Here is an 11,103-nt window from a genome sequence, read left to right as displayed (position 1 = left end):
ATTCGGGCTTAAATTTTTACTTTTACGTAAATGATAAATTTTAATCAAATTTTCGCTATAATCGGACAAAATTTAAGGAGCGAATATGAAACTAGGAAATTTTTCGACCAATGCAAATATGAGTAGCCACTATCTCGAACAAGCTCAGGCTAACAGCGCAAAAGCCTTAAATAACATCTCCGCACAGCGCGCTCTAAGCGGCATCGACAGCGCAAATCTTGCTATCGCGGACTCCCTGCGCTCTCAAAGCTCCACGCTAGAGCAGGGCGTCGCAAACGCAAACGACGCTATCGGCATCCTGCAGATCGCAGACTCCACGCTAGCAAATATCACTCAAAGTGCCGACCGCATCGGCGAGCTCTCGGTGCGCTATAGCAGCGGTATCCTAAATGCCGACCAGCAAAAGATGATAAAAAGTGAAGTCGGTGCGCTAACCAAATCAATGCAAGATAGCGTAGATCAGGCTAGCTTTAACGGTAAAAACGTATTTGGCGGACAGATGAGTTTTTTAACCGGCAACGGTATGGAGGGCGTAAATTTATCTGCGCCTAAATTCGGCGGCATCGACGTGAGCGATATAAACAGCGTGCATAAATTTATCGGCGGCGTAAATGCTTTGCGCGGCGAGATAGGCGCGGCGCAAAACGGCATACTCTCCGGTATAAATGCAAGCCTGGCGAAAAACGTCGCGCTAAAGCAAAGCGAGTCTCAGTTGCAAAATAACGATATCGCCAAAAACGTAAGCGCGTTTAAGCAAAATGATTTACAAGCAAACGCCGCCGTCCTAGCTCAAGCGCACAATGCGGCAAGCTTGCAAAGCCAGTTTAATAGGCTTTTGGGCTAATTTAGCTAAATACCGTTTTAGCCGCTACGCTCCTTGGCGGCTAAAACGCTTTTATTTTATTCTAAATTTGGCGATTTGATCGCGCCTTAAATCAATCTATCAAATTTTACTTTCGCGTTTCAATCAAAAAACTTATCGCGTCAAATTTACCTAAACTCTCCACATCACTTTAGCTAAAATTATCATTACGATGCACAAAACAAGGGCAATGACATGCGAGTATTTGCCGAAAGGATCGGGCTTTTTGAGCTTATAGACGAAAAAGAGCGATATCGCCGTAACTAGACACATCAGTCCTAGCACGCCGATTTTTGCCATTAGCAAGATCTGAAACGAGCTACCAAACCATCCATTTTCACCGCCTAGATATTCCTTTGCCATAAAAATGCCGCTGATAATTAACATCAAAAACGCCGTACCAAAAACCTTCGCGCTGCCTTTGGTGTAGGCTTTTTTGACGCGAGCGAGCGTATCTTCGTCTATGTGCTTTTTGGCAAACGGAAATATACAAACGTCAAAAAATACGTAACCGACGAAGGCGACGGCGCTTAAAATATGAATGATGAGGAAAAATAGATACATCTAAGGCCTTTTTGCTTGATTATATTTAAATAAGCTGCCCGAAGGGATGATTTTGATTAAGGATTGCGCAAAAGAGGGTTAAATTTAAAATTTATCGGCGAGGCGGCAAATTTGTAAAAATCTTTGCGAGGTCAAATTTGAATAGATTTGTAAATTTGGGATTGTGTAAAATTTGAAAGAAATTTATAAAAACCGCCCGTCAAATTTAACGGGCGGGGTAAATTTAAGGGCGCGTAAAAACGCTAGAACCTTAAATTTTCGTTTGAAGCCCTTGTTAAAACAAGGGCTAAATTTTACTCGACTTCGGCGTCGATGACGTCGTCGTCTTTTTTCTTGCCGCCGTTTGCTTGCTCGCCCGCGGCGCCGTCTTTTTTATACATCGCTTCAGCTAGCTTGTGGCTGGCTTCGCTTAGGGTTTTGACTTTCGCGTCGATCTGCTCTTTGCTTGCGTTTTCGTCTTTTAGCGTCTCTTTTAGCTCGTCAAGCGCCTTTTGGATGCGCTCTTTGTCCTCGGCCGGGATCTTTTCGCCTAGCTCGTCGAGACTCTTTTGCGTTTGGTGAGCGAGCGCGTCGGCTTGGTTGCGCGCTTCTACCGCGTCTTTGCGTTTTTTATCGTCCTCTTTGTGTAGCTCGGCGTCTTTGACCATGTTGTTGATCTCGTCTTCGCTTAGGCCGCTTGAGCCTGAGATCGTGATGTTTTGGGCTTTGCCGGTAGCCTTATCTTTAGCTGAGACCGTTAGGATACCGTTGGCGTCGATGTCAAACTCAACCTCGATTTGCGGTACTCCGCGAGGAGCGGCAGGGATGCCCTCTAGGTTAAACTGGCCCAGAGACTTGTTGTCGCGGGCAAATTCGCGCTCGCCTTGCAGTACGTGGATCGTGACGGCGCTTTGGTTATCCTCTGCGGTTGAAAATACCTGATTTTTCTTAACCGGGATAGTCGTGCCTTTTTCGATGATTTTCGTCATCACGCCGCCTAGAGTCTCGATACCTAGGCTTAGCGGAGTGACGTCTAGGAGCAACACGTCCTTCACATCGCCTTTGATGACCGCGCCTTGGATCGCCGCGCCGATAGCTACGACCTCGTCCGGATTTACGCTTTTGTTTAGCTCTTTGCCAAATGCCTTTTTGACCTCTTCTTGAACTAGAGGCACGCGCGTCGAGCCGCCCACCATGACGATTTCTTTTATATCTTTTTTGTCTAGTCCGGCGTCTTTTACGACCTCGTTTATCTTGGTGATCGTTTGAGCGACTAGATCCTCGATCATGCCTTCAAATTTAGCCCTAGTTAGCGTTTTTGTGAGGTGTTTAGGACCAGTAGCGTCAGCGGTGATAAACGGTAAATTTATAGTCGTTTCTTGAGCCGAGCTTAGCTCTTTTTTAGCCGTTTCGGCTGCTTCTTTTAGGCGTTGCATAGCCATCACGTCGGTTTTTAGATCGATGCCCGAGTCGCTTTTAAATTCGCTCGTTAGCCAGTCAATTAGGCGGTTATCGAAATCGTCGCCGCCTAGAAACGCATTACCGCCGGTAGCTAGAACCTCGACCACGTTATCGCCGGTTTCTAGTACAGTAACGTCAAACGTACCGCCGCCTAGGTCGTAAACCATGATCTTTTCGGACTCTTTTTTATCTAGACCGTAAGCAAGAGCCGCCGCGGTAGGCTCGTTTATGATACGAAGCACGTTTAGTCCCGCGATAGTTCCCGCTTCTTTAGTAGCTTTTCTTTGGCTATCGTTAAAGTACGCAGGCACCGTGATGACGGCGTCTACGACGGTTTCGCCCAGATAGCTTTCGGCATCCTCTTTTAGCTTCATTAGCACTTTGGCCGAGATTTCTTGCGGAGTGTAGACTTTGCCCGCAATCTCGATAGCGCACGCGCCGTTTCTATCTACGACGTGGTACGGCAGCCTAGCTTTAGCCTCCTGCGCGTTTTTCTCGTTGCTCATTAGACCCATTATTCTTTTGATAGAGTAGATGGTTTTTTCAGGGTTGGTTACGGCTTGGCGTTTTGCGCTATCGCCTACTAAAATTTCGCCCTTATCGGTAAACGCTACGACCGAAGGAGTCGTATTTTTGCCCTCTTTATTCGGGATTACTTTGCTTTCGCCTCTCTCATACACGCTTACGCATGAATTCGTCGTTCCTAGGTCTATACCTATTACTTTTGCCATTGTTTATCCTTTTTATTAAATTTTTATTTTAAATTTTACTTTGCTATCGATACCATCGCAGGTCGCAAAACTCTGCCGTTGATTAGATAGCCTTTTTGTATCACTTGCACGATTTTTCCTTTTTCCACGTCCTCGCTATCGATTTGCAGTACGGCATTGTGGAAATTCGGATCAAATTCGCCCTCGGTTTCGATCGGCGTGATACCGTTTTTTTCAAAACACTTTTTAAACTGATCTATCGTTATATAAATTCCTTCTTTGATTTTTGCTGCATATTCGTCGCCTTCGGTTTCAAAATTTACTGCCATCTCAAGCGCGTCTATCACTGGAAGCAGATCTCGCGCGAATTTCTCGTTCGCATACGTCGCGATGTCCGTTTTTTCCTTTTCGAAACGCTTTTTGATGTTTTCAAAGTCTGCATTGGCTCTATAATACTTATCCGTTAGCTCCTCAAGCTGCTTTTGAAGCTCTACGTACTTCGCATCTAGGCCCTCAAAGCTGATACTCTCGTCGAAATTTGACGGGATTTGCTGTTCAAACTCCGCTTTTTCATTCTCATTCATGCCGCCTCCTTTAGGTTGTTTAAAAATCTTTCATAGTCGTTATAAATACTACCCACGCAAAGCATTTTGGCCTCTTTGCCCTCAAAATTTACGTCTAGTTTCATGCCTAGATAGTTCTCGCCGAAAAAGACTAAATTTGAGTCAAAAATCATCTCAAAGCTAGGGTTTAGCGCATTTTTAAAGCTCTCGCCGAAAATCTCAAGCGCTATCTTTTCGTTTTCTAAAAAACGAATTTTAGTGCGCTTTAGCTCGGCTATCTTGTTTCTTAACTCGTTTAGACCCACCTGCATACAGGTAAGTTCGAGTTTGCCTAGATCAGTGCCGATGAGATTACTCAAAAATTTCTCGACTTTTTGGTTAAATTTGAGTGCTATCTCATCCTCGCTAAAGCTCAAAATCAAAAATCTATTGTTTAAATTTAAGACCTCGTTTAGCGTTTGGGTTTTGTTTTCAAAAACCATCGCATAAATTTCAAATTTATCGCTTAGCAACTTTAGCAGGTTAGGATTTGCGATATCTAGCGTCTCGCCAAGATTTAACCTAGCTCGCCAATAATCTCTCATCGTCGCAGCCGTAGGTATCCTGCCGCCACTAACGTGAAACTGCGTGATCGCGCCCTCGTCGGAGAGCTTTTTAAAATAAACCCTGATTGTAGAGGCTGGGATCGACATCGCCATACGAGAACCAAGCTCGCTAGAGCCGATCGGAGCATTGTCGCTAAGATAAGCTTGAATGATAGAATCAAGTATCAGATCTCGCTTGCTCACCTTTATCATATTAGCACTCTCTCATTTAAATTGCTAGGCGCATTATACAACATTGAGCGGATAATTGTCAAGGGCTATAGTTAAAAAAAATCATTTAGATAACTTTAGCGTAGTAAGCTCAATGTTGGAAATGTAAAATTTGATTGAATGAGCGGTATAGGGGAAAAATTAAATATATTTAATACAAGAGGATGGCAAAATTGGTTTTAATGCTAATTTTTTTAAAAATCTAAAATTTGATGTGCTAAACTTTGAAAATGATAAGAAGTAAAATTTGAAAGAAAGAGCCCCGGATTTGGGGCTTAGGATTATTTATCTCTGAGATTTAGCTCAGTGATAACTTTAGTGTAAGCTGCGTAATCTTTATCTTTTAGATATTTCATCAAGCGTTTTCTGCGACCGACTATTTTAAGTAGTCCGAGGCGAGACGAGTGATCTTTTTTGTAGATTTTTAGGTGCTCGGTTAGCTCCTCGACTCTTGCGGTTAGCAATGCGATTTGAACTTCCGGAGAACCCGTATCTTTCTCTTTTCTAGCGAATTTCGCAACAATTTCTGCTTTTTTAGCCGAATCCAAAGCCATAATGACCTCCTGATTGGTGAGATTAAAAAAGGCGATTATATCATAAAAATCAAAAAATGCGGCACCTGTTTTAAAAAATATTGATTTAATCAAATTTGTAGATAAAATTTAATAAAATATCCGCAAAAAATTTAAGGGGAATTTATGCTTTTGACAAAAGCGAGCGAATACGCGCTGCTTTCGCTGATTTACATAGCGCAAAAAGACGCTCCCTCGGACGTCGATACGATGTCGGGCGAGCTTGAGATATCAAAAAGCTTTTTGGCTAAAATTTTGCAAAATTTGGCAAGAGAGGGAATTTTGGTTTCGTTTAAGGGTGCAAACGGCGGATTTATGCTCGCGCAAAAGCCTGAAGAAATCAGTATAAAAAGAATAATCGAAAGCGCTGAAAAGCGTAAAATGGCGGTATTTGAGTGCTCGATCTCGGCTGATAGCTGCGCCTCCAGCAAGGGCGGAATGTGTCAAATTTGGCCGATGTTTAGCGCGCTTCAGTCTAAAATCGACGATTTTTTAGATACAATTACGTTAGCAAATATAATCAAGAAGTAAATTTTGGCAAAACAAAAGCGCAATATCCTAACCCTGGTCGCACCGTTTTTAGAGCCTATCGTAAGATTTAAGGGGCTTACTATCGTTGGCGTCATAATCGCCATCCTAGCGATCATCATCGTGCCGCTTCCTAGCGCGATTTTGGACTTTTTTCTTGCGCTTTCCATCTCTATTTCGGTACTCATCATCCTGATCGCCGTTTACGTGCCAAAGCCCACCGACCTTAGCACGTTTCCGACGCTTATTCTCATCATCACGCTTTTTAGACTCTCGCTAAACATAGCCACCACGCGCATGATTTTAAGCGAAGGACACAACGGCCCCGATGCCGTAAGCGAGATAATCTCAAGCTTCGGGCAGTTCGTCGTAGGCGGCAACTACGTCATCGGCGTGATCGTCTTTACGATCCTAGTGCTTATAAATTTCATGGTCGTTACAAAAGGTTCGACGCGCGTGAGCGAGGTGCAGGCGAGATTTACGCTCGATGCGATGCCGGGTAAGCAAATGGCGATAGACGCCGACCTAAACGCCGGTCTAATCGACGAAAAGACCGCTAGAGAGCGCCGCGAAGCCATCATCGGCGAGGCGAATTTCTACGGAGCGATGGATGGTTCGTCTAAATTTATAAAAGGCGATGCTGTCGCGGGCATCATCATTACGATCATAAACATAGTTGGCGGCTTTCTCATCGGTTCGTTTCAGTACGGCCTAGATATGGCTACTTCGGCGCAAAACTACACTATCCTAACGATCGGCGACGGTCTAGTGAGCCAGATCCCGGGCCTCATCACGTCGACGGCTACGGCGATCATCATCACGCGAGCTAGTAAGGACGATGAAAATTTCGCCGAAGGCTCGCTAACGCAGCTGCTAGGCGAATATAAAACGCTTTTAATAGTCGGCTTTATACTATTTATCTTTGCTCTAGTTCCCGGGCTTCCGACGCTATCTCTGGGCTTTATTTCGCTTTTGTTTTTAAGTATGGGTTTTATAATGAAAGAGGTAAAAGAGGGCAAAATAAATTTGACCGCCAAGGCCCAAAGTGCAGTCTCTGCTCAAGGCGAAGAAGAAGGGCAGGCTGCACCAAAACCCCCTAAAAAAAGCGAAGAAGAGATCGCCCGCGAAGAGGAAGCTAAGATAAACGATATCTTAAAGCTTGAAATTTTAGAGCTTGATCTGGGTTACGGCTTGCTAAAGATCGCCGAGACCGATCTCATCGAGCGCATACGAGCGATGCGCCGAAATATCGCGGCACAGCTTGGTTTTTTGATGCCAAAGATCCGTATCCGCGATAATCTCCAACTACCGCCCAACGAATACCGCTTTAAGCTAAAAGGCGTCGTGATCGGGCAGGGGGAAATTTACGCGGATAAATTTCTAGCTATGGATAGCGGGCTGGTTAGCGACAACATCGAAGGCATCCCGACTAAAGAGCCGGCGTTTGGCCTAGACGCGCTATGGATCGATGCGAGCGTGAAGGAGGACGCGATACTAAGCGGCTACACGATCGTAGATCCCGCCAGCGTCATCTCTACGCACATGAGCGAGCTGATAAAACAAAACGCCGCCGAGCTCCTAACTCGTCAAGAGACGCAAAATTTACTCGACAAGCTAAAATCGGAATACCCCGTAATCGTCGAGGATACGCTACGTATCGCGCCTATCGGAGTGATCCAAAAGGTGCTAAAAGCGCTACTAAAAGACCACATCCCGATAAAAGATATGCTAAGTATCCTAGAGGCGCTAAGCGACATCGCCGAGGTTAGCAAGAACCTCGATATGATCGTCGAGCACGTCCGCACCGCGCTTGCTCGAGCTATCACTTCGCTTTACGTCGATGAGGGCGGGCGGTTAAATTTCTACGTGATGGAGCCCGCCGCGCAGCAAAAGCTGATCGACGCCGTGCAGTATAAAGACGGCGCGTACCACCTGATGATAAACGTCTCGCAAACGTCGGCGATCGTGCAGGCTCTGCGCGAGGCGAGGGCGAAGCGGCCGATCTCTGAGTACGGCTCGATGATACTTTGCGTGGAGCCTAGTTTGCGTAAATTTATCGCCGATATCTGCGCGAATTTCGCCATAGATATCACGGTGCTTAGCTTTGCCGAAGTTGCGGCAAATACGCCGTTTGAGACGCTAGGTACGATAGAAATACAAAATCTGTAAGGAATAAAATGACCATCCATCACCTCTCGCACACCGATCTGGACGGATACGGCGCGCAGGTAATAACGAATCACTATTTTAAAAACGTTAAATTTTATAACTCAAACTATGGCAAGGAGATCGACGAGAAATTTGATCAAATTTTGGCTCAAATTTCGGATAAAAACGCAGCCCCGGCGCAGTCAAATTTAAGCGGCGAGCAAAATGCTAACTCGCAAAATGCGCCCGAAAATCGCGGCAAGGGCGAAGCGGCTAAAAATGACGAAAAAGCTCTTATCCTGATAACGGATCTAAATTTAACCGTGGAGCAGTGCGAAGCCTACGAAAAGGCGCTCGTAAATAAAAACGCTAAAATTTTACTCCTAGATCATCACCAAAGCGGCGCCGAGTGCGCGAGCAAATTTAGTTGGTATTTTTTAGATAGCTCAAGGTGCGCGACTAAGATCACTCATGATTTTTTCGCTAAAATTTACGGGGTGGATGCTAGCCTAAATCACTTTAGCGACGTCGTAAATGCGGTCGATATCTGGCTAAAAGACGACGTAAATTTTGAAATGGGCAAGGTCGGACTCGGGCTCGTCGCAAATGCAAAAGAGATAAATAAAACGATGTTTGAGGCTGAAAATTCGCGCTATCTTTTTTATCTAATCAAACGAGCGCGGGAGTTTTTTGACGCCGGAGATGACTACGTCGGGCTTGACGAGGCGATTTTCGGATTTAAAAAGGACTTTTTCAAAGAGGATAAAAACGATACGTTAAGCAACCTGATTTCAGCCTTCGTCGTAAGAAAACTAAGCGAGGAAAAAGAGAAATTTAGCATAAAATATAACGACCTTAACGGCATTTTGACCTACAATATCGGCAACACCTCGGTTATCGGCAACGATTTTTTAGTCGCGAATCCCGATATTGATTTTTTCATCGACGTTACGAGCAAAAAGACTCTGAGCTTTCGCGCTAACGGCAAAGCCGACGTAAGCTTGATGGCTAAAAATTTAGTCGGCGGCGGTGGACACGTGAATGCTAGCGGCGGGCTTTTTGCGGGCTTTAAGGATAGCTTTAGCTATGAGAACGTAAAAGCGCAGATAACCGACTTAATAACCAAAAAAACGATTTTACAAGGATAGAAAATGAAAGAAATAGAACCAACCGTAGACGAGCTAAGCTACGAGCTTTCGATGATGCTAGAGGCGATGCTGTATTATGCCGGCGTGAAAAAAGATAGGCTCGAGGACGCCGCAGAGACCTATATCGAGTGCATCGACGACGCGCTGGAAAACTCGGATGCCGAGGGCGTGGACGAGGTGCTCGAAGTCGTCGAATACATGAAGAAAAAGCACGCTAAATTTTTCAAATGAAAACTCTAGCGCAAATTTTATTTTTCTCGGCTCTGGCGGCGATGCTGGGCGGTTGCGTGTTTTTAAATGACCGCGGCGTGACGACGAAGTACTACAACGAGTGCAAGGAGTACTACGACGCGACGGGCGTCTATCACAAAGAGTGCCCTAAAAACATCATCGACTGGACGGAGTGATGAGCTTAGAAGCGGCTAGAGCGGCTAAGGCTAGGGAGCTGGCGGGCAAAACCTACGCGCCTTTGATGCGGGAGGTAGAGGAGCTGGCGGCTAAATTTAAGGAGCGCGAATTTGAGCTCAAATTTGACGATATAGTCGAGATAAACGCAAATTTAAATCCAGCCCAGCACGAAGAGACGCTACAGATGGCGCTAAATTTACGCTCGTGGCGCAAGGGGCCCTTTAAGATAGACGATATCTTGATAGATAGCGAGTGGAGGAGTTTTGTCAAATTTAACCTACTCGCGCCGCACATGGATCTAGCGGACAAGGTCGTGGGCGATATCGGCTGCAACAACGGCTACTATCTCTTTCGTATGTTGCCCCAGCGCCCCAAAAAACTGATCGGCTTTGATCCCGGAGTGATGAGCTTTTTGCAGTTTAAATTTATCGATGCGTTCGCGCGCTCGAGTATAGAGTACGAGCTGCTAGGCGTCGAGCACTTGCCGCACTACGGCGTCAAATTTGACGCGCTTTTTTGTCTTGGCGTGCTCTATCACAGAAGCGATCCGGTGCGCACCCTAAAAGAGCTAAAAGGCGCGCTAAATGCGGGCGGCGAGCTATTTTTGGACACGATGTATCTTGATATGCAGGGCGATTTTGCCCTGAGTCCGAAAAATACATACTCAAAGATACCGAATATCTACTTTGTGCCGACCGTTAGCGCGCTTTTAAACTGGTGTGAGAGGGCGAATTTTAAAGACGCGCAAATTTTAGCCACAAAGCCGACGGACGCGCACGAGCAGCGAAAAACCGAGTGGATCTTGGGACAGAGCTTGGGCGATTTCCTAGATCCTGCAGATCCTACTCGTACGGTCGAGGGCTATCCCGCGCCAAAACGGGTCTATCTAAAACTAAGCGTATAAAGGTAAAAAATGGACGAAAATATATATAAAGACGGCGGTAGCGAGGATACGATACTGCCTGAGGATGAAAACCCTTTTCGCAACGAGCTAAAAACCTCGCCGAATATAAAAACCAGCTTAAGCGGCACCGTAACCGGACTGGGTTCAAATCAAGCGAAAACGAATTTTTTTGCTAGCGAAGAGATGGCGTCTGATGCCGAAGGGCTTATTCACAGCGGTTTTGTTTTCTCGGCGGCTAGCTATGCGGCGATGGCTGCGGTAAACGAAACCTTTAGCGTCGTGATAGGGGCCAAGATACATTTTTTCGCTCCGACTAAGATCGGCGAAAACGTGGAATTTGATGCTAGGGCTCAGTTTAACGATAGCGCTAAACGCGAAGTTAGAGTGATCGGCAAAACGCGCGATATCAAGGTTTTTGAGGGTACGTTTCAAGTGATTGTT

Annotated in this window: 13 protein-coding genes; 8 read left to right on the top strand and 5 right to left on the bottom strand. The window is 45.6% G+C overall.

The annotated features are described in order from the left end of the window. Nucleotides 1-85: 85 nt before the first annotated feature. The gene (locus RYL88_RS08390; protein WP_314990526.1) at nucleotides 86-844 is read left to right on the top strand and encodes a flagellin; all 759 of its coding nucleotides are present in this window, start codon (nucleotides 86-88) and stop codon (nucleotides 842-844) included. A 150-nt stretch (nucleotides 845-994) separates the two neighbouring features. Here the strand turns inward: RYL88_RS08390 and RYL88_RS08385 are convergent, their stop codons facing one another. From RYL88_RS08385 to rpsO, 5 genes are all read right to left on the bottom strand, one after another. Then, on the bottom strand, nucleotides 995-1,426 hold the full coding sequence (locus RYL88_RS08385) for a trehalose-6-phosphate synthase (RefSeq protein WP_314990524.1): 432 nt from the start codon (nucleotides 1,424-1,426) through the stop codon (nucleotides 995-997). Between the two features lie 293 nt (nucleotides 1,427-1,719). Then, complete coding sequence (gene dnaK, locus RYL88_RS08380; protein WP_298085391.1) at nucleotides 1,720-3,597, bottom strand: molecular chaperone DnaK; 1,878 nt, start codon at nucleotides 3,595-3,597, stop codon at nucleotides 1,720-1,722. A 35-nt stretch (nucleotides 3,598-3,632) separates the two neighbouring features. Then, entirely contained in the window at nucleotides 3,633-4,160 is a 528-nt protein-coding gene (grpE, locus tag RYL88_RS08375; protein WP_314471333.1) for a nucleotide exchange factor GrpE, read from the bottom strand. After that, a complete protein-coding gene (locus RYL88_RS08370; RefSeq protein ID WP_314990522.1) occupies nucleotides 4,157-4,936 on the bottom strand; it encodes an HrcA family transcriptional regulator in 780 nt (259 codons plus the stop codon). The genes grpE and RYL88_RS08370 overlap by 4 nt, the downstream gene beginning before the upstream one ends. A gap of 299 nt (nucleotides 4,937-5,235) precedes the next feature. Next, nucleotides 5,236-5,508, bottom strand: coding sequence for a 30S ribosomal protein S15 (rpsO, locus tag RYL88_RS08365; RefSeq protein WP_314990521.1), 273 nt, complete (start codon nucleotides 5,506-5,508; stop codon nucleotides 5,236-5,238). Between the two features lie 144 nt (nucleotides 5,509-5,652). Here rpsO and RYL88_RS08360 point away from each other — a divergent pair, with 144 nt between their 5' ends. From RYL88_RS08360 to RYL88_RS08330, 7 genes are all read left to right on the top strand, one after another. Further along, nucleotides 5,653-6,057, top strand: coding sequence for an Rrf2 family transcriptional regulator (locus RYL88_RS08360; protein ID WP_002946513.1), 405 nt, complete (start codon nucleotides 5,653-5,655; stop codon nucleotides 6,055-6,057). Between the two features lie 3 nt (nucleotides 6,058-6,060). Continuing rightward, a complete protein-coding gene (gene flhA / locus RYL88_RS08355) occupies nucleotides 6,061-8,223 on the top strand; it encodes a flagellar biosynthesis protein FlhA (RefSeq protein WP_314990519.1) in 2,163 nt (720 codons plus the stop codon). Between the two features lie 8 nt (nucleotides 8,224-8,231). Continuing rightward, complete coding sequence (locus RYL88_RS08350) at nucleotides 8,232-9,350, top strand: 3'-to-5' oligoribonuclease B (RefSeq protein WP_314990518.1); 1,119 nt, start codon at nucleotides 8,232-8,234, stop codon at nucleotides 9,348-9,350. A gap of 3 nt (nucleotides 9,351-9,353) precedes the next feature. Next, nucleotides 9,354-9,581, top strand: coding sequence for a hypothetical protein (locus RYL88_RS08345; RefSeq protein WP_122862216.1), 228 nt, complete (start codon nucleotides 9,354-9,356; stop codon nucleotides 9,579-9,581). Then, the gene (locus RYL88_RS08340) at nucleotides 9,578-9,757 is read left to right on the top strand and encodes a hypothetical protein (protein ID WP_002946522.1); all 180 of its coding nucleotides are present in this window, start codon (nucleotides 9,578-9,580) and stop codon (nucleotides 9,755-9,757) included. Before RYL88_RS08345 ends, RYL88_RS08340 begins: the two co-directional genes overlap by 4 nt. Then, the gene (gene cmoB, locus RYL88_RS08335) at nucleotides 9,757-10,662 is read left to right on the top strand and encodes a tRNA 5-methoxyuridine(34)/uridine 5-oxyacetic acid(34) synthase CmoB (RefSeq protein WP_314990514.1); all 906 of its coding nucleotides are present in this window, start codon (nucleotides 9,757-9,759) and stop codon (nucleotides 10,660-10,662) included. Before RYL88_RS08340 ends, cmoB begins: the two co-directional genes overlap by 1 nt. Nucleotides 10,663-10,671: 9 nt before the next feature. Next, on the top strand, nucleotides 10,672-11,103 hold a 432-nt coding region (locus RYL88_RS08330; RefSeq protein WP_314990512.1), incomplete at its 3' end, for a PaaI family thioesterase.

The organism is uncultured Campylobacter sp., from assembly GCF_963517995.1.
Classification (GTDB): domain Bacteria; phylum Campylobacterota; class Campylobacteria; order Campylobacterales; family Campylobacteraceae; genus Campylobacter_A.
The sequence above is the reverse complement of the archived record's forward strand: the minus strand, read 5'-3'. Positions and strand labels throughout refer to the sequence as shown.

Bases quoted from the DNA above. Each gene is read 5' to 3' on its own strand.
- RYL88_RS08390 (WP_314990526.1), top strand. From the start codon at position 86: ATGAAACTAGGAAATTTTTCGACCAATGCAAATATGAGTAGCCACTAT.
- RYL88_RS08385 (WP_314990524.1), bottom strand. From the start codon at position 1,426: ATGTATCTATTTTTCCTCATCATTCATATTTTAAGCGCCGTCGCCTTC.
- dnaK (WP_298085391.1), bottom strand. From the start codon at position 3,597: ATGGCAAAAGTAATAGGTATAGACCTAGGAACGACGAATTCATGCGTA.
- grpE (WP_314471333.1), bottom strand. From the start codon at position 4,160: ATGAATGAGAATGAAAAAGCGGAGTTTGAACAGCAAATCCCGTCAAAT.
- RYL88_RS08370 (WP_314990522.1), bottom strand. From the start codon at position 4,936: ATGATAAAGGTGAGCAAGCGAGATCTGATACTTGATTCTATCATTCAA.
- rpsO (WP_314990521.1), bottom strand. From the start codon at position 5,508: ATGGCTTTGGATTCGGCTAAAAAAGCAGAAATTGTTGCGAAATTCGCT.
- RYL88_RS08360 (WP_002946513.1), top strand. From the start codon at position 5,653: ATGCTTTTGACAAAAGCGAGCGAATACGCGCTGCTTTCGCTGATTTAC.
- RYL88_RS08350 (WP_314990518.1), top strand. From the start codon at position 8,232: ATGACCATCCATCACCTCTCGCACACCGATCTGGACGGATACGGCGCG.
- RYL88_RS08345 (WP_122862216.1), top strand. From the start codon at position 9,354: ATGAAAGAAATAGAACCAACCGTAGACGAGCTAAGCTACGAGCTTTCG.
- RYL88_RS08340 (WP_002946522.1), top strand. From the start codon at position 9,578: ATGAAAACTCTAGCGCAAATTTTATTTTTCTCGGCTCTGGCGGCGATG.
- cmoB (WP_314990514.1), top strand. From the start codon at position 9,757: ATGAGCTTAGAAGCGGCTAGAGCGGCTAAGGCTAGGGAGCTGGCGGGC.